This window comes from Polaromonas sp. CF318 (assembly GCF_000282655.1).
In the GTDB taxonomy this organism is placed as follows: Bacteria; Pseudomonadota; Gammaproteobacteria; order Burkholderiales; family Burkholderiaceae_C; genus Polaromonas.
In genome coordinates, this window is sequence record NZ_AKIV01000088.1 from 1 (window position 1) to 26,475 (window position 26,475).

Consider the following 26,475-nt stretch of genomic DNA (forward strand, 5'->3'; position numbering starts at 1 on the left):
CAGGCGGGCCGCCGCCGTTTCGAGGCGCTCAGCAGCTCGAAGGTCAGTTTCGACGAACTGACGCCCGCCGAGATTCGCAGCTACGTCGCCAGCGGCGAGCCCCTGGGCAAGGCCGGCGCCTATGCGGTGCAGGGCAGGGTGGCGATGCACATCAGCCGGATAGACGGCAGCTACAGTGGCATCATGGGGCTTCCGCTGAGGGAAACGGCGCTTTTGCTGAAGGCCGCCGGTATTCGCCTCTAGCCTCCCCATACACACTTTCAGGACCCCCATGCAACAAGACATCCTGATCAACTGGTCGCCCCAGGAAACCCGGGTGGCCGTGGTCGAGCACGGCGCGGTGCAGGAGCTTCACGTCGAGCGCACCCTGGAACGCGGCCTGGTCGGCAATGTCTACCTGGGCAAAGTCGCCCGCGTGCTGCCCGGCATGCAGTCGGCCTTTATCGACATTGGCCTGGACCGCGCGGCCTTTCTGCACGTGGCCGACCTCATGAGCAGCATCAACAGCCGCCATGCCGACAGCGACACCCAGGCGGCGGGCGGCCCGGGCGCGCCGGTGCCGGCCTCGCCGCAGCCTATCGAAAAGCAGCTGTTCGAAGGCCAGGCGGTGATGGTGCAGGTGCTCAAGGACCCGATAGGCAGCAAGGGCGCGCGCCTGACGGCGCAGATCAGCATCGCCGGACGCCTGCTGGTGTTCCTGCCGCAGGACAACCACGTCGGCGTCTCGCAAAAAATACCTCCCCGCCAGCGCGAGGAACTGCGCCAGCGCGTGCAGGCCCTGGCCGGCGACATGGGCGGCGGTTTCATCCTGCGCACCAACGGCGAGGACGCGACGGACGCCGAACTGGCCGAGGACATCACCTACCTGCGCAAGACCTGGGCGCGCATCAAGGACGCCTCGCTGCGCATGCCGCCGGCCTCGGTGCTGCACCAGGACCTGAACCTGCTGCAGCGCGTGCTGCGCGACCTGGTGGTGGAGGGCACGCAGACCATACGCATAGACTCGCGCGAGCAGTTCGACAAGCTCAGGACCTTCGCCGCGGAATTCATGCCGGCCACCGAGCAGAAGCTGCAGCACTACGGCGGCGAGCGGCCGATTTTCGACCTCTTCAACATCGACGAGGAAATCGCCAAGGCGCTGGGGCGGCGCGTGGACCTCAAGTCGGGCGGCTACCTGATCATCGACCAGACCGAGGCGCTGACCACGGTGGACGTGAATACCGGCGGTTTTGTCGGCGCGCGCAATTTCGACGACACGATTTTCAAGACCAACCTGGAGGCCTCGCAGGCGATCGCGCGCCAGCTCAGGCTGCGCAACCTGGGCGGCATCGTGATCGTCGACTTCATCGACATGATCAAGGAAAACCACCGCGAGGCGGTGCTGGCTGAATTCCAGAAGCAGCTCGCGCGCGACCGCATCAAGACCACGGTCAACGGCTTCTCGGCGCTGGGCTTGCTGGAAATGACACGCAAGCGCACCCGCGAATCGCTGGCCCACCAACTCTGCGAGCCCTGCAGCGCCTGCATGGGCAAGGGCGTGGTCAAGACCGCTCGCAGCGTGACTTACGACATCCTGCGCGAGATCCTGCGCGAAGCGCGCCAGTTCAATCCGCGCGAATTCCGGGTGGTGGCCTCTCCCAAGGTGATAGAACTTTTCCTCGACGAGGAAAGCCAGCACCTGGCCAGCCTCAGCGATTTCATCCGCAAGCCGATTTCCCTGCAGGCCGAGGCCGCGATGGCGCAGGAGCAATACGACATCGTCCTGCTCTGATTTTTCCTTTTTTCATGCCGACCCTGAACCGCCAACCCATTCCCATCCTGGTCTACCACCAGATCGCCGAGGCCCCGCCCAAGGGCAGCAGCCCGTTTCGCGGGCTTTATGTGGCGCCCGCGGCTTTCGCGCGGCAAATGGCCTGGCTCAAGCGCCTGGGCTACACGGGCCTGTCCATGGGCGGCCTGATGCCTTATTTGCGCGGCGAGCGCAGCGGCAAGGTGGTGGGCATCACCTTTGACGACGGCTATCGCAACAATCTCACCCATGCCCTGCCGGTGCTGGTGAAACACGGGTTTTCGTCGACCTGCTACGCGGTCAGCGGGCTGCTGGGCAAGACCAACATCTGGGACGAGCACATCGGCATCCCGCAGACGCCGCTGATGGACGAGGGAGAGATCCGCCAGTGGGTGGCGGGCGGGCAGGAGATAGGCTCGCACACCCACAGCCACGCCAACCTGCTGGAAACCGACGAGCCGGGCTGTGTCAAGGAAATGGTGCTGGGAAAAAGCGGGCTGGAGTCGGTCACGGGCAGTCCGGTGGCGCATTTTTGCTATCCCTTCGGCCACTTCAATGCCGGCCATGTGGAGATGGCGCGGACGCTGGGCTTTGCCACTGCCACCACCACCCAGCGCAGCCGCTGTCATGAAGGCATGGACCTGCTGCGGCTGCCGCGGGTGCCGGTGCTGCGCTCGACCACCTTGCCGGTGTTCTGGCTCAAGGTCGCCACGGCCTACGAAGATCGCCGGAAAAAATGAACCAGCCTGTGCCCCGGAAACTGCGCATTGCCGTTTTCAACCGGACTTTCTCGCCGACGGGCGGCGGCGCGGAGCGTTATTCCATCGCCCTGGTCGAGCAGCTGTCGGCCCGGCATGAACTGCATGTGTTCGCGCAGGAAATCGACCACCAATGGTCGGGCGTGAGCTACCACAAGGTCTCGGCCCCGCTGCGCAAGCCGCGCTGGGTCAACCAGCTGTGGTTTGCCACGGCCAGCTGGTGGGCGACGCGAAGCGGCTTTGACATCGTGCATTCCCATGAAAACACCTGGCACGGCGAGGTGCAGACGGTGCACGTGCTGCCGGTCAAGCACAGCCTGTTCCAGGGGCGTCACGGTTGGCGCCGCGTCCTGCGCTGGATCAAGGTCGTGACCAGCCCGCGCCTGCTGGCCTACCTGGGACTGGAGCGCGCGCGTTATGCGCCCCAGCCGGGCCGGCAGGTGGTGGTGACCTCCGAAAGCCTGCGGCCCATCATGGAGGCCGCCTACCCGGCCAGCCGTCCCGCGCTGTCGGTGGTCACGCCGGGCATCACGATGCCGCAACTGCCCATCAGCGCGAGCCGCAAGAGCGAGGCGAGGGCGAAGCTGGGTTTGCCGGCCGTGGGCACCTGCCTGCTGTTTGTCGGCAACGATTACCGCAAGAAGGGCCTGGAGGGCCTGCTGCGGGCCCTGGCCCAGTTGCCGGGCGAGGTGGTGCTGGCGGTGGTGGGCAACCCGGCGCATATTGCCGAATTCCGCGTGATCGCCGACACGCTCAAGCTGGGCGAGCGGGTGGTCTTCCTGGGCGCGCTCAAGGACGTGGGCCCGGCCTACGAGGCGGCCGATGCCCTGGTGCATCCCACTTTCGAGGACACGTTTGCGATGGTGGTGCTGGAGGCCATGGCCCACGGCCTGCCGGTGGTGGTCAGCGGGCCCAGGTACTGCGGCATTGCCGGGCTGCTGGCGCAGGGCGCCAATGCGCTCTTGCTGGACGACCCCCGCGATGCGGGCGAGCTGGCGCGGGTGCTGGGGGAGTTGCTGGGCCAGCCGGCGCTGTGGGAAACCCTGTCGCGCGGCGCCGCGGCGTTTGCCGAGCGCTACCAGTGGCGCGAAATCGCGCTGCAGCAGGAAGCGCTGTATTTTTCAGCCCTTGCGGCGAAGGGCGCGCTGGGCTGAACCGAGTCCGGCTTCAGGCGACGAGCTTGAAGTGCTTGCGGCTGAAGTCCAGGCCGGTCAGCGTCTCCACCTGGCGCATGAAGTGGTACTTGTTTTCCTTGGGCGTGGGTTTGTAGGCCGGGTCTATGTTCAGCACCGGCTCGGCTTCCGTCGCCAGCCATTGCTTCACCGCTTCGGGGTGGGTGCCGGTGAAGGGGGCGAGGGCACGGCGGTCAAACTGGCTGTAGGTGATCTGCGCGGCGCGGGCTTCGCCCCAGTATTTGCTGACCTGGTCCAGTTTTTTCTGCATTTCCTCGTTGCGGCGTATCCACCCATAGTGGTAGATGTGCGCGTTGGCCAACGCGGCTTGCGGGTTGCGCCCGCGCTTGTGACGGGTGGTGACCAGCCAGTACTGGCCGTCCGGCGCGTAGCTGCGTATGGTGTTGCGGATCAAACGGCATTCGCGGCGGTACCAGCCGGGGCTGATGGAAATCCAGTCGGGCGAGCCGTAAAAGTGGAGGTAGTCGAAGACCAGCGCCTCGACGGCCGGGTTGTTGTGGTGGCGCTCGACGCTGGCGCGTATGGCGGCAAGCTCAGCCTCATGCACGACCTCATCGCCTTCAAGGTAAAAAGCCCAGTCGCCGGTGCACGAATACTGCGCAATCATTTTTTGCTGGGCATAGACAAAACCGCGGTCGGCCATGCGCTCGTTCCACAGGGTTTCGATGATGCGGATTTTCGGGTCCTTGATGGCCTTGACGCGTTCCAGTGTGTCGTCCTCGCCTTTGCCCACGGCGACCACGAATTCATCGACCAGGGGCAGCAGGGAACGTATCGAGGCTTCAAAGGGAAATCCCAGGCCCACGCCGTTGCGAATGAAGGTAAAGCCGCTGATGGAGACTGGCATCGATAAGGTTCCGTTTTAGGCCGCGCCCTGGAAGCCCAGGCGGTAAAGATGGGCGTAAGCGCCGTTATTTTGAAGCAGCTCTGCATGGCTGCCTTGCTCGACGATGCGGCCGGCGTTCATCATGATGATGCGGTCGGCGTGCTGGATGGTGGACAGCCGGTGGGCGATGATCAGCGAGGTGCGGCCCGCGGCCAGCCGCTGTATGGCTTCCTGCACGGCTTTTTCCGACTCCGTGTCCAGGGCCGAGGTGGCTTCGTCGAGGATCAGCACCGGCGCGTCCTTGTACAGTGCCCGGGCAATCGCCAGCCGCTGGCGCTGGCCGCCGGACAACTGCATGGCGTTGTGGCCAAGCACGGTGTCTATGCCTTGCGGCAATTCTTCGAGCAGCTGGCCCAGGTTGGCGGCGGCCAGGCATCGCACGACTTTGTCCCTGTCAAAGGACTGGCCCAGTGCGACGTTGAAGGCCATGCTGTTGTTGAACATCACGACGTGCTGGCTCACGAAGGCGAATTGCGAGCGCAGGGATGCCAGGTTCCAGTCCCGCAGCTCGGTGCCGTCCAGCCGTATGCTGCCGGCGCTGTAGTCGACAAAGCGCGGCAGCAGGCTGGCCAGGGTGGTCTTGCCGGAGCCGGATGATCCCACCAGGGCCACGGTCTCGCCGGTGCGTATCGAGAGGCTCACCTGGTCCAGCGCCGGCGGCGCGTCCGGCTTGTAGGCCACGCTCACGCCGGACAATTCGATGTCCCCGGCGGCCCTGGCCTGGATGAAGCCGCCGCTGCTTTCGTCCTCGACCAGGTCGACCAGGTCCAGCCCGCGCTCCAGCGCCGCCAGACCGCGCGTGATGGGCGTGGCACCGTCGGACAGGCTTTTGATGGGCGCGATCAGCAGCAGCATGGCGGTCACAAAGGCCACGAAGCCGCCCACCGTGGTGGTGTTTTCCGAGCCCTGGAGCAGGGCGATGGAGATCACGGCCGACAGGGCCATGGCGGCCAGCACCTGGGTGATGGCGCTCATGCCGGCATAGGCGACGGTGGATTTGATGGACAGCCGGCGCAGCGTGTTGCTCAGCGCCTCGAAGCGCGAAGCCTGGCCGGCCTGCGCGCCGTGCAGGCGCACGTCGCGGTGGGCCAGCACGTTTTCTTCCACGACATAGGCCAGGTTGTCGGTGGCCACCTGGCTTTCACGGGTCAGGCGGTACAGGCGCCGCGTCAGCAGCTGGATCACCAGCGCGACCGCCGGGAACAGCAGGGAGACGATGAGCATCAGCTTCCAGTTGAGGAACAGCAGGTAGGCTACCAGCGCCACCAGCGTGAGCACGTCGCGCGCCAGCTTCATGACCGCGTTGATCATCATCGATGAGCCGTTGAACACCTCGTAGACCACGGTGTTGGCGAGGGCGCTGGAGGACTGGTCCGCGAACAGCGACAGGCGCGAGCTCAGCAGCTTGCCGAACATCGCGCGGCGCAGCGACTGCAGGCCTTCGTTGGTGACCTTGGCCAGCGCGTACTGCGCCACAAAGCCGGAGATGCCGCGTACGGCAAACAGCAGGATCAGGGTCACCGGCACCAACCAGAGGTCCAGCGCTCCCTTCTGGAAGCCGCGGTCCAGCAGGGGCTTGAGCAGTGCCGGCACAAAGGGTTCGGTGGCCGAGCCGACGATGGTCGCGCCCACGGCCAGCGCCCAGCCCGCGCGGGAGCCGCTGAAGTAGGGCCAGACCCGCGCGAGGCGGCGCCACAGGCTCAGCCTGGCGGCCGTGGAAGGGGCTTGGGTGTCGGTGGAGGCGCTCACGTTGCGTGTTGGGGTAGGGGCGGGCCGGCGGGTTTGCTCAGTCCCAATGCCAGCAGCAAGCCGATCAGGACGCAGAAGAAATCGCCGATCAGGCCGTCGTAAAGGGTGGAGTTGAACAGGCAGGCCACGGCCAGCGCCAGCAAGGCGGACTGCGCGGCCCGGGCGTAGGGCGTTTCCATTTTCAGCGTGTCGCGCAGCACCGAGAGCATGAAGCCAGCGATCAGCAGCAGGCCGGGAACGCCGAGCTGCACGCCCCAGAGCAGGTATTCCTGGTGCGGGTTGCTGCCGCGATTAATGTCCTTATGCCGGGGATTGTCCAGGCGCTCCAGCCGGTCATATTCGCTGCTCCAGCTTCCGATACCTGCCCCGGCAAGCGGCCTTTGGGCGATCACCTGGGCGGCGCGGCGCCAGAAGGCCAGCCGCACACCCGATGAGGTGCTGGCATCTTGTTTGGCCGAGTAGTTCTGCACCTCCGTCTTGGCGAGGGTCAATCGCTCCCGCACGGCCGGCGAGCTGACAAACAGCGCTGCCACGAGCAGGAACGGCAGCACGACGACGGCCGCGCGATACTTTTTGGGAAGCTGCCACATGATGGCCAGGGACAGCAGCACGACACCGACCAGCTGGCCGCTGCGGCCTATCATGACAAAAAATACGTTGGCCAGAGACAGGACGGCCACCGCGACGGCGATTTGCGGGCCGTAGCGGCCGGGCACCAGGCCTCGCAAATGCCAGCACAGCGCGGCGAACACGGCGCTCATGATGCCCTGGTCAAGATAGCCTGAAAAGACGGTGTAGTGGCTGACGGTGGTGCGGGAACTGGCCCAGGCAACCGGCATGTCGACAAAAAGCATCCAGGAACTGAGCACCACCAGCAACTGCGCGATGGCGAAGGCCGCGAGGGCATACAGGGCTTCGCGGCGGTCGCGGATCAAGGCCATCATTGCCAGGATGATCATGAGCTTGCCGTACTTGGCGAGCGACCCCGCGGCCTCCCGCAGCGGGGCGACCGTCCAGAACAGGCTCAGCACAAAGGCCAGCAGCACGGCCAGCACGGCCGGCAGCGTGAAGGTTTTGGCCAAGGTGACGCCGTCCTGGGACAGGCCTTTGCGCAAGAGCAGGGCTGCCACGGCGCAGAGCAGCAACAGCAGCTTGGCGATGCTGATGATGGCGATCGACAACCCCACGGAGGCAGCCGCCAGGCAGATGATGGCGAGCCGGAAATTGATTGTTGTTGTTCGCAAAATGGTCTGGGGTTGCCGTAGGGGGTGCCCCGCATTATCGGCGATTCCATTTCCCGCCAAGGCCTTGAATGCCGGGGGGCTCTGCTATGCTGTCAGCGCGTCAAGCGGGGCCGGTTTCACTGGCAAAATCCCGGGCGGTTTCCTCCCTCACCTCATTGCAAAGGCATTCGTTGGCAAGCTTGTCCGTCACAGTCATCACCCACAACGAGGCCCACAACATCGAAGCCTGCCTTCGCTCCGTGGGCTTCGCGGACCAGGTCGTGGTGCTCGATTCCGGCAGTACCGACAACACCGTGCAGATTGCCCGCTCCCTTGGCGCCGAAGTCAGCGTCAGCCCCGACTGGCAGGGCTTCGGCATCCAGAAGAACCGGGCCCTGGCGCTGGCCACCTCGGACTGGGTGCTGTCGCTTGACGCCGACGAGCGGGTGACGCCCGAACTGCAGCTTGAAATCCTGGCCTGCCTGCGGGACCCGGCCTTCGACGTGTATTCCTTCCCCCGGCTCTCAAGCTATTGCGGGCAGTACATGCGCCATTCAGGCTGGTACCCCGACCGGGTCACCCGGCTGTTCCGCCGCACGGCGGCCCGCTTCAGCGAGGACCTGGTGCATGAAAAAGTGGTGGCCCAGGGGCCGGTCGGCCAGCTGCGCGCGCAGCTGCTGCACGAGAGTTTCCGCAATTTCGAGGCGGTTCTGGACAAGGCCAACCGCTATTCCACGGCAGGCGCGCAAAGCTTGCTGGGCAAGGGCAAAACGGCCTCGGTCGGCAAGGCCATAGGGCACGGCCTGTGGGCCTTCATACGCACCTACTTTCTGCGCCTGGGTTTTCTCGATGGCAGGATGGGCCTGGTGCTGGCCGTCTCGAATGCCGAGGGCACCTATTACCGCTACCTGAAGCTGTGGCTGTTGCAGCGGGGCGCCAAGGGAGCGCCGGGCGGGCGATGAAGATCAGCTTTATCGTCCTGACCTACAACCGCACGGATGCCTTGCTGGCCGTGTTGCGCTCGTTGGCTGCGCAGTGCGATGAAGGCCATGAGGTGCTGGTGGCCGACGACGGCTCGCGGCCCGATCAGGTGCGGATGCTGCTCGAGCAATGCCCCGCGTTCAAGTGCCCGGCCCGCCACATCTGGCACCCCGATGTGGGATTTACCGCGGCGCGGGCGCGCAACCTCGGCGCCAGCCAGGCCACGGGCGACTACCTGGTCTTTCTGGACGGCGACTGCGTGCCCAACAAGGCCTTTGTGGCCGCGCATACGCGGCTTGCCGAAAAAGGCTGCTTTGTGAACGGCAGCCGGGTGCTTATCAGCCAACGTCTGACAGAACGTGTAGTCAATGGCGCTATCGACCTGCCCAGCCGTCCTGTATGGTTCTGGCTGGGGGCGCGGCTCTCGGGGGAAAGCAACAAATTATTGCACCTGCTCCCCTGGCCGCGGCGTTTATTCAGGGTAAAACCGGACTTTCACTGGCATGGCATACGCAGCTGCAACCTGGGCGTCTGGCGTGCGGACTTTGCCGATGTCAACGGATTTGATGAGACCTTCGAAGGCTGGGGGCATGAAGATGCCGACCTCGTGCTCAGGCTTCACCACCTGGGCATTCACCGCAAAAATGGTTTCATGGGCACCGAAGTCTTCCACCTCTGGCACCGCGAGAACCCGCGCGACCAGGAGTCCATCAACAAAAAAAGGGTGCTTGAGCGCATGAAAACCGATGTGGTCCTGGCCGAAAAAGGCTTGCGTGAACTTGATCCTTCCCCCGGCGTCAAATCCACGGTCAAAATAACCTCCCTGAACGGATCCAACCCTTCCCTATGAGCATTGCACCTTTTCTACGCCGCCGCACTCTCGTCAGCCTGCTGGCGGCCGGCGCCCTCCCTGTCCTGCCGGCTTTCGCGCAATTTCGCGTCGAGGTGTCCGGTGTAGGCCTGACCCAATTGCCCATCGCCGTCGCCGCGTTTCGCGGTGATGCGCAGGCGCCGCAAAAAATCGGCACCATCGTGCGGGCCGACCTGGAGCGCAGCGGCATGTTCCGCCCGGTCGACACCACCGGCGTCACCGCCGACGAGAACACCCGGCCGGACCTGACGGCCTGGCGGCAAAAGGGTGCGGACTCCATGGTCACGGGCAGCGTGACCTTGCTGGCCGACGGCCGCTACGACGTGCGCCTGCGCCTCTGGGACATCGTGCGCGGGCAGGACCTGGGCGGGCAGAGCTACACCGTGGGCCCGGCCGACCTGCGCCTGTCGGCGCACCGCATCTCCGATTTTGTCTATGAAAAACTGACCGGCGAGAAAGGCATTTTCTCGACGCGCATCGCCTATGTGACCAAGGCGGCGCAGAAGTACAACCTCTGGGTGGCCGACTCCGACGGGGAGGGCGCCCAGTCCGCGCTGACCAGCCCCGAGCCCATCATCTCGCCGGCCTGGTCGCCCAACGGTGCGCAGCTGGCCTATGTGTCTTTTGAATCGCGCAAGCCGGTGATCTATGCCCACGACGTGGCCAGCGGCAAGCGGCGCTTGCTGGCCAATTTCCGCGGCTCCAACAGCGCGCCGGCCTGGTCGCCGGACGGCAAACAACTGGTGGCGACGCTGAGCCGCGATGGCGGCTCGCAGCTCTATGCCATAGGCCTCAATGGGGGCGATCCCAAACGACTGACCCAGTCTTCCAGCATAGACACCGAGCCGGCTTTCTCGCCCGACGGGCGCTATATCTATTTCGTCAGCGACCGCGGCGGCGCGCCGCAGATCTACCGCATGGGCCCGAACGGCGGCAATGCCGAGCGCGTGACCTTTACCGGGAGCTACAACATTTCCCCCGCCATCAGCCCCGACGGGCGCTGGCTGGCCTACATCTCCCGGGTGGGCGGCGCCTTCAAGCTGCACGTCATGGAACTTGCGACAGGGACCGTCACTCCAATCACCGACACTTCGGCCGACGAGAGCCCAAGCTTTGCGCCCAACAGCCGCCTGATCGTCTACGCGACCCAGCAGCAGGGCAGGGAAGCGTTGATGACCACCACGCTGGACGGCAAGATCAAAGCCAGGCTGTCCGGCGCCAGCGGCGACATCCGGGAGCCCGATTGGGGACCCTTCCAGCGTTGATCCACAGCGTCAGGCAGGCGCTTCAAGCAACCGTTTTCGATCCGGCTCATTTTTATTTTTGTAGAGGTACTTCATGAAACGCAGAATTTTTTCCATCATCTCCTCCCTGGTCTTGGCGGCCATGCTGACGGCCTGCGGCTCCGGCGTCAAGCTCAATGACGTTCCCGTCGAAGACCGCACGGGCCAGACCACACAAGGCGATCCCTCGGGCGCCAGCGGCCGCGGCGTGGCACCGGTGGAGATCCAGGGCGCCGACGCCTCGCTCGCGGGCCCGGCCAATGTGGCCAAGGTCATCTACTTTGATTTCGACAGCTACGTGGTCAAGCCCGAATTCCAGGGCGTGATCGAGGCTCACGCCAAGTACCTGACCGCCAACAAGGGCCGCAAGATGGCCATCGAAGGCCATACCGACGAGCGCGGCGGCCGTGAGTACAACCTGGCCCTGGGCCAGAAACGCGCCGAAGCCGTGCGCCGCGCGCTGGGCCTGCTGGGCGTGGCCGATGCGCAGGTCGAGGCCGTGAGCTTTGGCAAGGAAAAACCCGCGGTGCCGGGCTCCGACGAGGAAGCCATGGCGAAGAACCGCCGCGCTGAACTGAGCTACCGCTAAGCCGGGTGCCGACCGTGAAGACCTTCCGGATCGCCGCGATCCTCGCGGCCGGCCTGCTGGCGTTCAACGCGCATGCGGGACTGTTCGAAGACGACGAGGCTCGCCGGGCGATCCTCGATTTGCGCCAGAAGGTCGATGCGGCGCAAACCCGCACGGCCGAAGAGCTGCGCAGGACCACCGAAGACAATGCCCAGCTGCGCCGCAGCCTGCTGGACCTGTCCAACCAGATCGAAGCCCTGCGCAATGAACTCGCCACCATGCGCGGGCAGAACGAAAACCTCACGCGCAACCTGGCCGAGATGCAGCGCACCCAGAAGGACCTGACGACGGGCGTGGACGAGCGCCTGCGCAAGTTCGAGCCGGGCAAGGTCAACGTGGACGGCAAGGAGTTTGTCGCCGAGCCGGCCGAAAGGCAGGAGTTCGAAGCCGCGCTGGCCACGCTTCGCAAGGGCGACTTCGCCGCCGCGCAGACCAGCTTCGTGGCCTTCATGAAGCGTTATCCGCAAACCGGCTACCGGGCTTCCGCCCTGTTCTGGCTGGGCAATGCGCAGTACGCCCTACGCAACTACCGTGACGCGGTGACCAATTTCCGCGCGCTTGTGACGGCCGAGCCCGAGCACATGCGCGCGCCGGAAGCCTTGCTCTCGCTGGCCAACTGCCAGATCGAGCTCAAGGACAACCGCTCGGCACGCAAGACGCTGGAAGACCTGGTCAAGGCCTATCCCCAGGCCGAAGCGGCTTCCGTCGCCAAGGATCGCCTGGCGAAGCTGAAGTAGTCCGTCACCCGGGCAGGCCATTCGGCAAGTCCGGGCGCGGCAGTCATTCCGCCCTAAAATCGGGCGATGGACATCTCCGCACTCAACAGTCTCACGGCCCAGGTTCTCTGGGCCGGTTTCATTCTGGCCATGGTTTTTGGCGCGATTGCCCAGCGCACCCACTTCTGCACCATGGGCGCCGTCAGCGACATCGTGAACATGGGCGACTGGACGCGTATGCGCATGTGGGGCATGGCCATAGGCGTGGCCATGATAGGTTTCTTCACCATGGCCGCGGCCGGCATCATCGATCCCGCCAAGACGCTTTACGCCTCCAACCGCTTCATCTGGCTCTCGGCCCTGGTGGGCGGTGCGATGTTCGGGTTCGGCATGGTGCTGGCCTCGGGCTGCGGCAGCAAGACTCTGGTGCGCATAGGCGGCGGCAGCCTCAAGTCCGTCGTGGTGTTTGCCGTCATGGGCATCGCGGCCTTCGCCACGCTCAAGGGCATCACCGCCGTGGTCCGCGTGGCCACGGTCGACAAGGTGGCGATTGATTTCACGGCCAACGCGACCTTGCCGAACTGGGTGGCCGGCGCCATCGGCATCACGCCGGCCGCGGCCGGCATAGGCCTGGCCATCCTCATAGGCCTGGGCCTGATCGTCTGGGCCCTGTTCAGCGAGGAGTTCCGCCGCTTCGACAGCCTGCTCGCGGGCCTGGGCATAGGTGGTGTCATCGCGGCCATGTGGTGGGTCAGCGGGCGCCTGGGCTATGTGGCCGAGCACCCCGAAACGCTGCAGGAGGCTTTTCTGGCCACCAACTCAGGCCGAGCCGAGGCGCTGAGTTTTGTCTCGCCCGTGGCCTATACCGTGGACTGGCTGATGTTCTTCAGCGACAAGAGCAAGGTGCTCACGCTGGGCATTGTGTCGGTGTTCGGCGTGGTGGCCGGCTCGGCCGTCTATGCGCTGCTGTCGCGCAGCTTCCGCTGGGAAGGCTTTCGCGACGCGGAAGACACGGCCAACCACCTGGTGGGCGCCACGCTGATGGGCGTGGGCGGTGTTTGCGCCATGGGTTGCACCGTGGGCCAAGGCCTGTCGGGCATCTCGACCCTGAGCTTCACGAGTTTTGTGGCGCTGGCGGCCATACTCGCAGGCTGCGTGGCGGGCCTGAAGTACCAGATCTGGCGGCTTGAGCGCCAGGTCTGAGGCGCGCCAATTCACGGCCATGAGCTCGCTGATCGAAGAACTCCCCGCCGACCTGGAGCGCCGCTTCGGCGGCCTGGCGCGCCTTTACGGCGCGGCGGGCGCGCAGCGCATACGCCAGGCGCACATCGTGGTCGTGGGCCTGGGCGGCGTGGGCTCCTGGGCGGCTGAAGCCGCGGCCCGCAGCGGCGTGGCCCGGCTGACCCTGATAGATCTGGACCACATCGCCGAATCCAATATCAACCGCCAGGTCCACGCGCTGGACAGCACCCTGGGGCAGGCCAAGGTGCAGGCCATGCGTGAACGCATCGCGCAAATCCATCCGGGCTGCCGCGTCGACGGCATCGAGGAGTTTGTCGATGCCGCCAACTGGCCGGGCATTCTGGGCCTTGAGGGTGGTTTCGACCGCAAGCAGCTGGCCGTGATCGACGCCTGCGACCAGGTGAAAGCCAAGACCGCCATGGCCGCCTGGGCCATTGCCAACAAGGTGAACCTTGTCAGTGTGGGCGCGGCGGGCGGCAAGCGGCTGGCGCACCGCGTGGACATCGACGACCTGTCGCTGGTCACGCACGACCCCTTGCTGGCCCAGTTGCGTTACCGCCTGCGCAAGGAACACGGCGCGGCGCGCAAGGGCAAGATGGGCGTGGCCTGCGTGTTCAGCCGCGAGGCCGTGCTGCAGCCCGCTGCCGCGGCCCAAAGCGACGGCAGCCTGAACTGCCATGGCTACGGGTCCGTCGTGAGCGTGACCTCGACCTTCGGCCTGTGCGCGGCCGGCTGGGCGCTCGACAAAATTGCCGCCTGAGTTTTTGCGGAGCGCTAAAAAACCACGCTATAATTCAAGGCTTTGCTGCTCTTGAAGTGGCAAATACCGGAATGTATCGCGAGGGAAACCCTGTGATATAACTCGGGACCATAGCTCAGTTGGTAGAGCAGCGGACTTTTAATCCGTTTGTCGTGGGTTCGACCCCCGCTGGTCCCACCAGAATTTTCGGGTTCTTAGCTCAGTTGGTAGAGCAGCGGACTCTTAATCCGTAGGTCGACAGTTCGAATCTGTCAGAACCCACCATCCTCTCAAAGGACTTGGCCGAAAGGCCAAGTCCTTTTGTTTTTTGCGCAGGGAAAACGCGGGATCCGGCCTCAGGCCGACCCGGCTTGATCAGGCCGGGTAGCCCAGCGCCGGCACGTCGAGCTGTGCCTGCCTTGCCACCCGTATGCAGTCCTTCATGTGCTCCTCACCGAAGTAGCGGATGGCCGCGTAGCCGACGGCGGCCGCCACGACCTGGCCGGCCAGCGGGACGTATTTGGCGGCCTGCTTGGCCGTCAGGCGCACACCTATCTTGGTGGCGGCCTTGATGACCAGGTCGCGGCTGATGAATTTGCCGATCAGCACCGAACCCACCAGGGCCACGGCTTTTTGCACCTGGTCGCGCTTTTTCGGTTCGAGCTGGTCGAGCTGTTGCGGCGTGAGGCCGAATTCCTTGTTGATCTCGGGGATGAGCTGGGACAGCATGGCCGCGTCCACCATCCAGTCGAGGCCGGGCACCGGCACGGCGCTGGCCGCGGCCGCCACCATGGCGCGCTTGTTCAGCAGCTTGCGGCTGCGTTTGACGGCGGCTGACAGTGCCGCGTTGTCCGCGGCCATGTGCAAGGCGGAAGGCATGGGTCAAATCCTTTCAAGGACGGCCCTGCCTGGGCAAACAAGCTGCAGGCGAGGGGCCTGCAGCCACTTTACACCGCGGCGGTCTCGATCTGTTCGGTCAGCTCCAGCCACCGTTCTTCCAGCATGCCTATTTCGCCTTCGATGGCCTTGAGGCGTTTGCCGGCCTGGGCCAGCTCGGCCGGCGCGGTGGTGGTGGCCAGCAGGGCCTGCAGGCTGTCACGCTCTGTGTTGAGCGCCTTCATGCGCTGGTCGATTTTTTCGACCTCCTTGCGCAGCGGCTTGGTGGCCTCGGCCTGCTGCTGGCGGCGCTGCGCGTCGAGCTTGCGCTGCTCGGGCGTGTCGCGCGGCAGGGGTTTCTTTTCCGCGGGCGCGGCGGCCGGTGCTTCGGATTTGGCCGCCGGGGCCGCGCCACCGGCCTTCTTGGCTTCCTCGCGCTGGCGCTTGGCCTCGTCGAGCAGGTAGCGCTGGTAGTCGTCAAGGTCGCCGTCAAAGGGCGCGACGCCGCCGCGCGAGACCATCCAGAACTCGTCGCAGACGGCGCGCAGCAGCGCGCGGTCATGGCTGACCAGCATCACCGTGCCTTCAAACTCGTTGAGCGCCATCGACAGCGCCTCGCGCGTGGCCAGGTCCAGGTGGTTGGTCGGCTCGTCGAGCAGCAGCAGGTTGGGGCGCTGCCAGACGATCATGCACAGCACCAGGCGCGCTTTTTCCCCGCCGCTCATGCTGCCCACGGCCTGCTTGACCATGTCGCCGCTGAAATTGAACATGCCCAGGAAGGCGCGCAAGTCCTGCTCGCGCGTCTGCTGGCCGCTGATCCTGCCGGCCGCAGTGACTTCCTTGACGAGTCGGATCATGTGCTCCAGCGGCGTGTCGGCCGGGCGCAGCACGTCCAGTTCCTGCTGGGCGAAGTAGCCGATGTTCAGGCCCTTGCCTTCGGTCATCTCTCCTTGAATAGGTGCCAGGGCGCGCGCCACGGTCTTGACCAGTGTCGATTTACCTTGCCCGTTCGCGCCCAGGATGCCTATGCGCTGGCCGGCCAGCACCGACTTGCTGACGTTCTGCACGATGACCGTGGGCGGCGTGCCTTCGGGTGCGCCTTCAGGCGGCGGGTAGCCGAAGAAGGCGTTCTGCATCGACAGCATGGGATTGGGCAGGTTGGCCGGCTCCTTGAACTCGAAGGTGAAATCGGCCTCGGCCAGCAGCGGGGCGATTTTTTCCATGCGGTCCAGCGCCTTGACGCGGCTTTGCGCCTGCTTGGCCTTGCTGGCCTTGGCCTTGAAGCGCGCGATGAATTTTTGCAGGTGGGCGATCTTGTCCTGCTGCTTGGCGAACGCGGTTTGCTGCAAGGCCATCTGCTCGGAACGCAGGTCTTCGAACTTGCTGTAGTTGCCGCCGTATCGGGTCAGCCTGGCGTTCTCAATATGCACCGTCACGTCGGTCACGGCGTCGAGGAATTCGCGGTCATGGCTGATGACCAGCATGGTGCCCTGGTATTTTTTCAGCCAGGCTTCGAGCCAGACCAGCGCGTCCAGGTCCAGGTGGTTGGTGGGCTCGTCGAGCAGCAGCAGGTCGGACGGGCACATCAGCGCGCGCGCCAGCTGCAGGCGCATGCGCCAGCCGCCGGAGAAGCTGTTGACAGGGTTGTCGAGCTCGCTGACCTTGAACCCCAGGCCGAGGATCAGGGCCTGGGCCCTGGCCTGCGCGTCGTGCGCGCCGGCGTCGTACAGCGCCATATAGGCGTGGGCCATGCGGTCGCCGTCGCCGCTGGCCTCCGAGGCCTCCACCTCGGTCTGCGCGGCCAGCAGCACCACGTCGCCCTCGACCACGAAGGCGGTCGCGCTCTGCTCGGTCTCGGGCATGTCCTGCGCCACCTGCGCCATGCTCCATTGCGCGGGTATCGAGAAATCGCCGCCGTCCTCGTGCAGCGTGCCGTTGAGCATGGCGAACAGCGAGGATTTGCCCGCACCGTTGCGGCCCACCAAGCCGATTTTTTCACCGGGATTGAGGGTGACGGACGCGCTGTCCAGAATCACTTTGGCGCCGCGGCGCAGCACGACGTTTTTGAGGGTAATCATTTAATGTGCAATTTCAGGAAAAGTAGTCGGGCGGCGGTGTCTACGCCTGGCCCTTGCGGTGCAAGAGCCGCGCCAGTGCTTCACGCCGGCCGTCAAGCCGGTTCAGGCCAGTTGTTCGCGCGTCAAAAGGAGCACTTGGTCGGCGCCGGAGCTGGTTTCGAACCACAGCGGTTCAAGCGTCGGAAAGGCGCGCTCGAAATTCTCGCGCTCATTGCCGATTTCCAGCACCAGCACCGCATTTTCGCTCATATGGCTGGCCGCGTTTTGAATCAGGCCTCGAATGAAGTCCATGCCGTCGGTGCCGCCGGCCAGTGCCAGGTCCGGTTCCGCGCGGAATTCGGGGGGAAGGCCGGCCATGCTGGCGGCATTCACATAGGGAGGATTGCACAGGATCAGGTCATACAGGCCCGCGCAGGCGGCCAGCCCGTCGGACTCAATCAGCGTGATGCGGCTGTCCAGGTGATGGCGGTCCACATTGATGCGGGCCACGGCCAGGGCGTCCAGGCTGATGTCGGCGGCCTCCACCACCACGTCCGGGTAGGTGATGGCCGCGAGAATGGCCAGGCTGCCATTGCCGGTGCACAGGTCGAGCACGCGGTGGGTGTGCTCGCCCAGCCAGGGGTCTATGCTGGCGTCGGCCAGCAACTCGGCGATCAGGGAGCGCGGGATGATCACGCGCTCGTCCACATAAAAGGGCAAGCCCATCAGCCAGGCTTCGTTCGTGAGGTAGGCGGCCGGCTTGCGGCTGCTGATGCGCGCGTCCAGCAGCGCGGCGACCTGTGCTTGCTGTTCCGGGGTCACCGGCCGGGTCTCGACAGAGTCAAGGTCGTCCAGCGGCAAGCCCAGCTTCCACAGCACCAGCCAGGCCGCTTCGTCAAAGGCGTTGGTCGTGCCCTGGCCGAAGCCGTCGGCAAAGTTCAGGCCCGCGGCGTCCAGCCGGGCCGCCATCTGCTCGACCAGCGCCAGCACCGTCAGGGGTGTTGAGGCATTCGTCATGCCGCGGCCAGCCGTTCCAGCACGCCCTTGTAGATGTTCTTGAGCGGATCGAGTGAACTCACCGGCACACATTCGTTGATCTTGTGGATGGTGGCGTTCAGCGGACCGAACTCGATGACCTGCGGGCATATCTTGGCGATGAAACGGCCGTCGCTGGTGCCACCCGTGGTGGAGAGTTCGGTCTGCAGCCCGGTTTCGGCCTCGATGGCGCCGCGCACCGCATCGACCAGCGTGCCGGGCGTGGTCAGAAAGGGCAGGCCGCCCAGCGTCCATTTGAGGTCGTAATCAAGCTGGTGCCGGCTCAGCAGGGCCTGCAGGCGCTGCTGCAGGCTTTCGGGCGTGGACTCGGTGCAGAAGCGGAAGTTGAAGTCGACCACCAGTTCGCCCGGGATCACGTTGGACGCGCCGGTGCCGCCATGGATGTTGGACACCTGCCAGCTGGTGGCCGGGAAGAAGGCATTGCCCTTGTCCCATTCGGTGGCCACCAGCTCGGCCAGCGCCGGCGCGAACAGGTGGATAGGGTTTCTGGCCAGGTGCGGATAGGCGATGTGGCCCTGCACGCCCTTGACCGTGAGCTTGCCGCTGAGGGTGCCGCGCCGCCCGTTCTTGATCATGTCGCCCAGCTGGGCGACCGAAGTGGGCTCGCCCACGATGCAATAGTCCAGGGCCTCGCCGCGCGCCTTGAGCTGCTCGCAGACCATGACCGTGCCGTCGACCGCCGGGCCTTCCTCGTCGCTGGTGACCAGGAAGGCGATGGACAGGGCCGGATCGGGATGCGCGGCCAGGAACTCCTCGACCGCCACCACCATGGCCGCGATGGAGGTTTTCATGTCCGCTGCGCCACGTCCGTAAAGCTGGCCGCCGCGGTGGCTGGGCGTGAAAGGGTGGCTCAGCCACTGGTCCAGCGGGCCGGTGGGCACGACGTCGGTGTGGCCGGCGAACACCAGGGTTTTTGCCGGCGCATGGCCCGCGGAGGCTTTTCCCGCGCGTTTGGCCCACAGGTTGGTCACGCGGAAGTTTTCAGGGCCGCTGGTGATGGTTTCGCATTGGAAGCCCAGCGGCGCCAGGCGTTCCATCAGCAGGGTCTGGCAGCCGGCGTCGTCGGGTGTGACAGAGGGGCGGGAGATCAGCTGTTCAGCGAGGAGCAGGGTTCGGGACATGGTCGGTCAATCGCGTTCGAGTCGGCCCGAAGAAGCGAGCACCGTCGTGTTTTTCAGTGTTTCACGTCCAGCGTGATTTCGGTGAAGGACGGTTCGTCATCCGGGTCCTCTTCGGGCTCCAGCGCCTTGGCCTTGACGGCGAAGTCGTTTTCCAGCCGCCACATCAGGTTGGTCGGCGAGTCGGCGTACAGAATGCCTTCCTTGCGCGTCACGGTGCCGTCCACGATCAGTTTGGCGATGTCCTGCTCGAAGGTCTGCGAGCCCTCGGCCATGGATTTTTCCATGGCTTCCTTGACGCCGGAGAAGTCGCCTTTTTCAATCAGCTCGGCGATCAGCTTGGTGTTGAGCATGACCTCCACCGCCGGCGTGCGGCCGCCGTCCTGGGTGCGCAGCAGGCGCTGCGACACGATGGCCTTGAGCGCCGCGGCCAGGTCGCCCAGCATGGTGCTGCGCACCTCAACCGGGTAAAAGCTCAGGATACGGTTGAGCGCCTGGTAACTGTTGTTGGCGTGCATGGTCGCCAGGCATAAATGGCCCGACTGCGCATAGGCAATCGCGGCCGACATGGTTTCGCGGTCGCGGATTTCACCGATCAGGATCACGTCGGGCGCCTGGCGCAGCGCATTTTTCAGCGCCACCTGCAGCGATTGTGTGTCGCTGCCGACCTCGCGCTGGTTGACGACCGACTTCTTGTTGGTGAACAGGAACTCGACCGGGTCTTCGATGGTGAGGATGTGGCCCAGCGAAATCTCGTTGCGGCGGTCCATCATGGCCGCCAGCGTGGTGCTCTTGCCGGCGCCGGTGGAGCCCACCATCAGCAACAGGCCGCGCTTTTCCATGATCAGGTCGGCCAGGATGGGCGGCACGTTCAGGCTGTCCAGCGCCGGAATCTCTGTGGGGATGAAGCGAATCACCGCGGCATAGGTGCTGCGCTGCCTGAAGGCGCTGATCCGGAAGTTGCCCAGGCCGGCGATCGGCAGCGCCATGTTGAGCTCGCCGATTTCCTCCAGCTCCTCGATGCGCTCGGGCGGCACGACCTCGGCCAGCAGGTTGCGCGGCGCGTCCGGCGGCAGGATTTGCGCGTTGATCGGAATGGCCTGGCCGTTGATCTTGATCAGGGCGGGCGAATGGGCCGACAGGTAAACGTCCGACGCCTTTTTGTCCGCCATCAAACGAAGGATTCTTTCCATCGTGCTCATAGTCCGCTCCCAGTCAATTCAATCAGTGTGTGCAGTCAAGCCGTGAATTAGGCGCTCAGTCGCGCAGCAGGTCGTTGAGGCTGGTCGTTGAACGGGTCTTGGCGTCCACGCGCTTGACGATCACCGCGCAGTACATGCTGTACTTGCCGCCGGCCTTGGGCAGGTTGCCCGAGACCACAACGGAGCCCGCGGGAATGCGGCCGTAAGTGACGGTGTCGGCTTCGCGGTCGTAAATCGGCGTGCTCTGGCCGATGTAAACGCCCATGGAGATGACCGAGTTTTCTTCCACGATCACGCCTTCGACCACTTCGGAGCGCGCGCCGATAAAGCAGTTGTCTTCAATGATGGTGGGGTTGGCCTGCAGGGGCTCGAGCACGCCGCCCAGGCCCACGCCGCCGGAGAGGTGGACGTTGTTGCCGACCTGCGCGCAGCTGCCCACGGTGGCCCAGGTGTCGACCATGGTGCCTTCGCCGACCCAGGCGCCGATGTTGACGTAGCTGGGCATCAGGATCGCGCCCTTTGCGATGTAGCTGCCGCGGCGTGCCACGGCGGGCGGCACCACGCGCACGCCGGTGGCGCGCATTTCGCTTTCGCTCAGGTGGGCGAACTTGGTGGGCACTTTGTCGAAGAAGCCCAGGTCGCCGGCGCGCATCAGCTCGTTGTCCTTCAGGCGAAAGCTCAGCAGCACGGCCTTCTTGATCCATTGGTGGGTGGTCCACTGGCCCACACCTTCGCGGGTGGCGACGCGCAGTTTGCCGTTGTTGAGCTCGGCGATGGTGTGCTCCACGGCATCCAGGACTTCCTTGGGGGCCGACTGGGGCGAGAGGCTCGCCCGATTTTCCCAGGCCGCGTCAATGGTGCTTTGCAGGTTGTCTTGTGTCATGTTGGTTTCAGTCTTGTTGTTCAGTGAGCTTTGGATTGGATAAATTGAACGATGCGCTGCGCCGCTTCCACGCATTCGGCGGTTTCTGCCACCAGTGCCATGCGGATTCTGCCGGCGCCGGGATTGTGCCCCTGCGCGTCGCGCGCCAGGTAGCTGCCCGGCAACACCACGACATTGTAGAGAGCGAGCAGCTCGCGTGAAAACGCGGTGTCCGAGCCCTTGAAAGTCTCGGGGATTCCGGCCCACAGGTAAAAGCCCGCGTCGGGCAGGGCGACGTCCATCACGGCCGAGAGCATGGGCGTGACCTGGGCGAATTTTTCGCGGTACATCGCGCGGTTGTCCACCACGTGCCGCTCGTCATTCCAGGCCGCGATGCTGGCGGCCTGCACGACCGGGCTCATGGCGCTGCCGTGGTAGGTGCGGTACAGCAAAAAGGGCTTGATCAGGGAAGCGTCGCCGGCCACAAAGCCGCTGCGCAGGCCGGGCACATTGCTGCGCTTGGACAGGCTGGTCAGCGACACCAGGTTCTTGAAGTCATGCCGGCCCAGCCTGGCTGCCGCCTGCAGGCCGCCCAGGGGTGCCTCGTCGCGGAAGTAGATTTCGCTGTAGCACTCGTCGGAGGCGATCACAAAGCCGTGGCGGTCGCTGAGCTCGAACAGCAGCTTCCATTCATCCAGCGACATCACGGCGCCCGTCGGATTGCCGGGCGAGCAGACAAACACCAGCTGGGTTTTGGCCCAGACGGCCTCGGGCACGCCGGCCCAATCCACCGCGAAATTGCGCGCCGGGTCGCTGGGGGCGAACCAGGTCTGGGCGCCCGCCAGCAGGGCCGCACCCTCGTAGATTTGGTAGAACGGGTTGGGGCAGACCACCGTGGCGCCCGGCTTGCTTGAGTCCAGCACGGTCTGCGCGAGTGAAAACAGCGCCTCGCGCGAGCCGTTGACGGGCAGGATCTGAATGGCGGGATCCAGCTTCAGGTCGTAGCGGCGGGCCACCCAGTCGGCCATGGCCTGGCGCAATTTGGGTTCGCCCAGGGTGCCTGGGTAGCTCGCCAGGCCGCTCAGGCTGGCCGTCAGCGCGTCCTTGATCAGCTGCGGCGTGGCATGGCGGGGTTCGCCTATGCCCAGGCTGATGGCTTTGTAGGCGGGATTGGGGGCGACGTCGGCGTGCAACTGGCGCAGCCGCTCAAAAGGATAGGGCTGGAGGCGTGAAAGCAGGGGATTCATACCCGGATTATCCAGCCTTGCGACCGGCCCAAAACGGCGGGCCGCCGGGCCTGCAGCTCCGGGAGGGCCGGGTTGCTGCCAAATTGATAGCTTGAACGCCAGGCTGTATGCGGCTGCAGCAGCGGTGGCGCCGGTGCTTTGGGGCCGGCCCGCCACGGCAGGCCGGCAGGCGCGCCGGCCGGCCCGCGCGGCGCGAAGCAAAGTGTTTCACGCCGGCCCCGTCAAGGGCCTTTTTCCCGGCAAAATCCCCGTCCCGCTCGGGTAACATGGCGGACCGTGCCGCTTGCCGAAAGCGGTACCCGATATGCCAGCGTTGTTGTAAAAACGCTATAAAAATCAACGAGTTAGCCTCGGGCTAACCGCAAGCTCACAAAAACAGGGACAGCCGTGCGTCTCAATTCGATCAAGCTATCTGGTTTCAAGTCATTCGCGGAGCCCACCAATTTTGTATTACCGGGCCAACTGGTGGGTGTGGTGGGCCCCAACGGCTGCGGCAAGTCCAACATCATGGACGCGGTGCGCTGGGTGCTGGGCGAGAGCAAGGCCTCCGAGCTGCGCGGCGAGTCCATGCAGGACGTCATCTTCAACGGCACCACCTCGCGCAAGCCGGCCAGCCGCTCCAGCGTGGAACTCGTGTTTGACAACGCCGACCACCGCGCCGGAGGCCAGTGGGGCCAGTTTGTCGAGATCGCCGTCAAGCGCGTGCTCACGCGCGACGGCACCTCCAGCTACTACATCAACAACCAGCCGGTGCGCCGCCGCGACGTGCAGGATGTGTTCCTGGGCACCGGCCTGGGCCCGCGCGCCTACGCCATCATCGGCCAGGGCACCATCAGCCGCATCATTGAATCCAAGCCCGAAGAACTGCGCCTGTTCCTCGAGGAGGCCGCCGGTGTCTCCAAGTACAAGGAACGCCGCCGCGAGACGGCCAACCGCCTGTCGGACACCCGCGAAAACCTGACCCGCGTTGAAGACATCCTGCGCGAACTCAACGCCAACCTGGACCGGCTGGAAAAGCAGGCCGAAGTGGCCCTGCGCTACAACACCCTGCATGCCGACGCCAGCCTCAAGCAGCACCAGCTGTGGTTCCTCAAACGCGCCGAAAGCGAAGCCGACCAGGCCAAGGTCAAGGCCGATGCCGAAAAGGCCGTGAACGACCTGGAAAGCCGCGTGGCCGACCTGCGCCACATCGAAGCCGACCTCGAAACCATACGCCAGGCGCATTACGCGGCCGGCGACCAGGTCAACCAGGCCCAGGGCAAGCTGTATGAGGCCAGCGCCGAAGTCGGCCGGCTGGAAGCCGAGATCCGCTTTGTGGTCGACGGCCGCCAGCGTGTCGAGCAGCGCCTGAACCAGCTCAAGGAACAAACCGCTCAGTGGGCGACCCGCAAGGAAGATGCCGCCGTTGAAACCGAAAGCCTGGCCGCCCAGGCCATAGAGGCCGAGGAAAAGGCCGAACTGCTGGCCGCGCAGACCGAAGAACACCTGACGCAACTGCCGGCCCTTGAGGACGCGCTGCGCCAGGCCCAGGCCAAGGCCAACGAGCAGCGCACCAGCGTGGGCCAGGTGCAGCAGCAGATCCAGGTGCTGGCCGCCGATCAGCGCAACATCGAGGAGCAGTCGCGCACCCTCAACCTGCGGCTGGAAAAGCTCACGGCCGACCGCAACGCGCTCAATGCGCCCGACGAAGCCCGCCTGGCCAACCTGAACACCCAGTTCGCTGCCGCGCAGGAAGCCCAGGCCGAAGCCGAAGCCCGCCTGCACGAGCTGACCGAGAGCGTGCCCCAGCTCGACGAAGAGCGCCGCACGCTGCAGCAGACCGTCAACACCGAATCGGCCAAGCGGGCCGACCTGTCGGCGCGCATGGAAGCGCTCAAGGCCTTGCAGGAGAAAGTCAAGACCGACGGCAAGCTCAAGCCCTGGCTGGCCAAGCACGGCCTGGACGGGCTGCAGGGCCTGTGGAGCCGCATCCACATCGAGCAGGGCTGGGAGAATGCCCTGGAAGCCGCTCTCAGAGAGCGGCTTGGCGCCCTCGAGGTTTCCCGGCTCGACATGGTGCGCGGCTTTGCCGGCAGCGACGGGCAGGGCACGCCGCCGGCCAAGCTCGCGTTTTACTCGCCGCCCAGCGCCGCCGCGCCCGCGCGCGTCAACGCCGCGATCAACCTCAAGCCCCTGACCGAGCTGCTGCGCCTGAACGACGCCGGCCAGTCCGCGCTGCTGGGCGACTGGCTCAACGGCTGCTACACCGCCGCCAGCCTGGACGACGCGCTGGCCGCGCGCGACAAGCTGCAGGCCGGCGAGGTGATTTACGTGCAGAGCGGTCATGCCGTAACGCACCACAGCGTGAGTTTTTACGCCCAGGATTCCGAGCAGGCCGGCCTGCTGGCACGCGCCCAGGAAATCGAAAACCTCGACAAGCAGCTCAAGGCCCAGGCCCTGATCAGCGAGGAAGCCCGCTCAGCCCTGGTGCGCGCCGAAGCCGCCTATGCCGATGCCGCCCAGCGCCTGGCCACGGCGCGCCGCGAAACCGCCGAAGGCCAGAGCCGCGCCCACGAGCTGCAGGTGGAAGTGCTGCGCCTCACGCAGCTGGCCGAGCAGACCCGCGCGCGCAGCGAGCAGATCCAGGCCGACATGGCTGAAATCGAAGCCCAGCTTGCTGAGCTGCAGGAGCGCAAGGTCACGGCCGAGGGCCGCTTTGAAGAGCTGGACATGCAGCTGGCCGACAGCCAGGAACGCCATGCGCAGCTCGACGACCGCGTGATCGAAACCGAGCGCAAGCTCGGCGAGTCGCGCGAGCAGCAGCGCACGCTGGAGCGCCAGGCCCAGGAAGCCGCCTTCGCGCTGCGCAGCCTGGCTTCGCGCCGCGAAGAGCTGACCCGATCCATCGACATGGCCGCCCAGCAGGCCGCCTCCATCGCCAGCGAGGAGGCGCAGGCCCGCGAAGAGCTGTCGCGCCTGACCGACGCCGCCGCGCAGGCCGGCCTGCAGAGCGCCCTGAGCGTCAAGCTCGAGCGCGAGGCCGACCTGGGCGCCAAGCGCAGCCAGTACGACGACTTGACCAGCAAGCTGCGCGCCAGCGACGAGCGCCGCCTGCAGCTCGAGCGCGAGCTCGACCCGCTGCGCCAGCGCATCACCGAGTTCCAGCTCAAGGAGCAGGCCGCGCGTCTGGGCTTCGAGCAGTACGAGCAGTTGCTGGCCGACGCTCAGGCTGACCTGGCCGCGGTGGAGCAGTCCATCCAGTCCGGCAATGTGCGCCTCACGGGCCTGCAGGGCGAAATCGACCGCATCAACCGGGAAATCCAGTCGCTGGGCGCCGTCAACCTGGCCGCGCTCGACGAGCTGAGCGCCGCGCGCGAGCGCAAGCAGTTCCTCGATTCGCAGTCCAAGGACCTCAACGAGGCCATGACCACGCTGGAAGACGCGATCAAGAAGATCGACATCGAAACGCGCGATTTGCTCTCCAGCACCTTCGACACCGTCAACGGCCATTTCGGCCGCATGTTCCCCGAGCTTTTCGGCGGCGGCAACGCCAAGCTCATGATGACGGGCGAGGAAATCCTCGACGCCGGCGTGCAGGTGATCGCCCAGCCGCCCGGCAAGAAGAACCAGACCATCCACCTGCTGTCCGGCGGCGAGAAAGCGCTGACCGCCATCGCGCTCGTGTTTGCCATCTTCCAGCTCAACCCCGCGCCCTTCTGCCTGCTGGATGAGGTCGACGCGCCGCTGGACGACGCCAACACCGAGCGTTATGCCAAGCTGGTGCGCTCCATGAGCAAGGAGACCCAGTTCCTGTTCATCAGCCACAACAAGATCGCGATGGAAATGGCCGAGCAGCTGATCGGCGTGACCATGCAGGAGCAGGGTGTCTCGCGCATCGTGGCCGTGGACATGGAAGCCGCCATCGGTTTCGCAGAAGCAGCATGAACACCAGGGTTTTACGCCAGCAGGGGCCGCGGAACCGGCTTTGCCGGGCCGCAGGCGCAGCGGCCCCCTCGGGGG

At 65.4% G+C, this 26,475-nt stretch carries 22 protein-coding genes and 2 tRNA genes; 14 read left to right on the forward strand and 10 right to left on the reverse strand.

Translation table 11 applies throughout. The features are described 5' to 3' along the window. The 4 genes from PMI15_RS16750 to PMI15_RS16765 form a co-directional block, all read left to right on the forward strand. A partial coding sequence (locus PMI15_RS16750) for a Maf family protein (protein WP_007871680.1) occupies positions 1-243 on the forward strand: 243 nt, incomplete at its 5' end. A gap of 28 nt (positions 244-271) precedes the next feature. Then, positions 272-1,771, forward strand: a complete 1,500-nt coding sequence (rng, locus tag PMI15_RS16755; protein WP_007871682.1) for a ribonuclease G — start codon at positions 272-274, stop codon at positions 1,769-1,771. Between the two features lie 14 nt (positions 1,772-1,785). Beyond that, positions 1,786-2,529 (forward strand): polysaccharide deacetylase family protein, encoded by a 744-nt coding sequence (locus tag PMI15_RS16760; RefSeq protein ID WP_007871684.1) that lies wholly within the window; start codon positions 1,786-1,788, stop codon positions 2,527-2,529. Further along, the gene (locus PMI15_RS16765) at positions 2,526-3,701 is read left to right on the forward strand and encodes a glycosyltransferase family 4 protein (RefSeq protein ID WP_007871686.1); all 1,176 of its coding nucleotides are present in this window, start codon (positions 2,526-2,528) and stop codon (positions 3,699-3,701) included. Before PMI15_RS16760 ends, PMI15_RS16765 begins: the two co-directional genes overlap by 4 nt. 13 nt (positions 3,702-3,714) lie before the next feature. Here the strand turns inward: PMI15_RS16765 and PMI15_RS16770 are convergent, their stop codons facing one another. Genes PMI15_RS16770 through PMI15_RS16780 form a run of 3 tightly spaced genes read right to left on the reverse strand, consistent with a single transcriptional unit; the run spans position 3,715 to position 7,619 of the window. Continuing rightward, entirely contained in the window at positions 3,715-4,587 is an 873-nt protein-coding gene (locus tag PMI15_RS16770) for a hypothetical protein (protein ID WP_007871687.1), read from the reverse strand. Positions 4,588-4,602: 15 nt separating this feature from the next. Continuing rightward, positions 4,603-6,375: a lipid A export permease/ATP-binding protein MsbA gene (gene msbA, locus PMI15_RS16775; protein ID WP_007871688.1), complete on the reverse strand. Its 1,773-nt coding sequence runs from the start codon at positions 6,373-6,375 to the stop codon at positions 4,603-4,605. Further along, the gene (locus PMI15_RS16780) at positions 6,372-7,619 is read right to left on the reverse strand and encodes an O-antigen ligase (protein ID WP_238541142.1); all 1,248 of its coding nucleotides are present in this window, start codon (positions 7,617-7,619) and stop codon (positions 6,372-6,374) included. Before PMI15_RS16780 ends, msbA begins: the two co-directional genes overlap by 4 nt. 170 nt (positions 7,620-7,789) lie before the next feature. On the opposite strand from PMI15_RS16780, the gene PMI15_RS16785 reads away from it, so the two are divergent. The 9 genes from PMI15_RS16785 (at position 7,790) to PMI15_RS16825 (ending at position 14,343) form a co-directional block, all read left to right on the forward strand. Further along, complete coding sequence (locus tag PMI15_RS16785; RefSeq protein ID WP_036839563.1) at positions 7,790-8,560, forward strand: glycosyltransferase family 2 protein; 771 nt, start codon at positions 7,790-7,792, stop codon at positions 8,558-8,560. Next, a complete protein-coding gene (locus tag PMI15_RS16790) occupies positions 8,557-9,429 on the forward strand; it encodes a glycosyltransferase family 2 protein (RefSeq protein ID WP_007871696.1) in 873 nt (290 codons plus the stop codon). Before PMI15_RS16785 ends, PMI15_RS16790 begins: the two co-directional genes overlap by 4 nt. Continuing rightward, complete coding sequence (gene tolB / locus PMI15_RS16795) at positions 9,426-10,715, forward strand: Tol-Pal system beta propeller repeat protein TolB (RefSeq protein WP_007871699.1); 1,290 nt, start codon at positions 9,426-9,428, stop codon at positions 10,713-10,715. Before PMI15_RS16790 ends, tolB begins: the two co-directional genes overlap by 4 nt. Before the next feature lie 73 nt (positions 10,716-10,788). Continuing rightward, the gene (pal, locus tag PMI15_RS16800) at positions 10,789-11,322 is read left to right on the forward strand and encodes a peptidoglycan-associated lipoprotein Pal (protein ID WP_007871703.1); all 534 of its coding nucleotides are present in this window, start codon (positions 10,789-10,791) and stop codon (positions 11,320-11,322) included. A gap of 14 nt (positions 11,323-11,336) precedes the next feature. Further along, positions 11,337-12,098: a tol-pal system protein YbgF gene (ybgF, locus tag PMI15_RS16805; protein ID WP_007871705.1), complete on the forward strand. Its 762-nt coding sequence runs from the start codon at positions 11,337-11,339 to the stop codon at positions 12,096-12,098. A gap of 66 nt (positions 12,099-12,164) precedes the next feature. Continuing rightward, positions 12,165-13,280, forward strand: a complete 1,116-nt coding sequence (locus tag PMI15_RS16810; RefSeq protein WP_007871706.1) for a YeeE/YedE family protein — start codon at positions 12,165-12,167, stop codon at positions 13,278-13,280. 19 nt (positions 13,281-13,299) lie between these two features. Then, positions 13,300-14,079 carry a ThiF family adenylyltransferase gene (locus tag PMI15_RS16815; protein WP_007871708.1) on the forward strand — a complete coding sequence of 260 codons (780 nt, stop codon included), beginning with the start codon at positions 13,300-13,302 and terminating at the stop codon, positions 14,077-14,079. 104 nt (positions 14,080-14,183) lie between these two features. Further along, a tRNA-Lys gene (locus PMI15_RS16820) sits at positions 14,184-14,259 on the forward strand. A gap of 8 nt (positions 14,260-14,267) precedes the next feature. Further along, a tRNA-Lys gene (locus PMI15_RS16825) sits at positions 14,268-14,343 on the forward strand. Positions 14,344-14,433: 90 nt separating this feature from the next. Here PMI15_RS16825 and PMI15_RS16830 read toward each other — a convergent pair. The 7 genes from PMI15_RS16830 to dapC form a co-directional block, all read right to left on the reverse strand. Continuing rightward, positions 14,434-14,937 carry a hypothetical protein gene (locus tag PMI15_RS16830; protein ID WP_007871712.1) on the reverse strand — a complete coding sequence of 168 codons (504 nt, stop codon included), beginning with the start codon at positions 14,935-14,937 and terminating at the stop codon, positions 14,434-14,436. A gap of 68 nt (positions 14,938-15,005) precedes the next feature. Further along, positions 15,006-17,012 (reverse strand): ABC-F family ATP-binding cassette domain-containing protein, encoded by a 2,007-nt coding sequence (locus PMI15_RS16835; protein ID WP_007871714.1) that lies wholly within the window; start codon positions 17,010-17,012, stop codon positions 15,006-15,008. Between the two features lie 102 nt (positions 17,013-17,114). Then, positions 17,115-18,008, reverse strand: coding sequence for a 50S ribosomal protein L3 N(5)-glutamine methyltransferase (prmB, locus tag PMI15_RS16840; RefSeq protein ID WP_007871716.1), 894 nt, complete (start codon positions 18,006-18,008; stop codon positions 17,115-17,117). Further along, positions 18,005-19,168, reverse strand: coding sequence for a succinyl-diaminopimelate desuccinylase (dapE, locus tag PMI15_RS16845; protein ID WP_007871717.1), 1,164 nt, complete (start codon positions 19,166-19,168; stop codon positions 18,005-18,007). Before dapE ends, prmB begins: the two co-directional genes overlap by 4 nt. A 53-nt stretch (positions 19,169-19,221) precedes the next feature. Next, on the reverse strand, positions 19,222-20,367 hold the full coding sequence (locus tag PMI15_RS16850; RefSeq protein WP_007871718.1) for a PilT/PilU family type 4a pilus ATPase: 1,146 nt from the start codon (positions 20,365-20,367) through the stop codon (positions 19,222-19,224). A gap of 55 nt (positions 20,368-20,422) precedes the next feature. Further along, on the reverse strand, positions 20,423-21,250 hold the full coding sequence (gene dapD / locus PMI15_RS16855) for a 2,3,4,5-tetrahydropyridine-2,6-dicarboxylate N-succinyltransferase (protein ID WP_007871720.1): 828 nt from the start codon (positions 21,248-21,250) through the stop codon (positions 20,423-20,425). Positions 21,251-21,270: 20 nt separating this feature from the next. Beyond that, positions 21,271-22,476 (reverse strand): succinyldiaminopimelate transaminase, encoded by a 1,206-nt coding sequence (dapC, locus tag PMI15_RS16860; RefSeq protein ID WP_007871721.1) that lies wholly within the window; start codon positions 22,474-22,476, stop codon positions 21,271-21,273. 387 nt (positions 22,477-22,863) lie between these two features. Between dapC and smc the strand changes: the two genes are divergently transcribed. Next, a complete protein-coding gene (smc, locus tag PMI15_RS16865; protein WP_007871723.1) occupies positions 22,864-26,400 on the forward strand; it encodes a chromosome segregation protein SMC in 3,537 nt (1,178 codons plus the stop codon). The last annotated feature ends 75 nt before the right edge of the window (positions 26,401-26,475 follow it).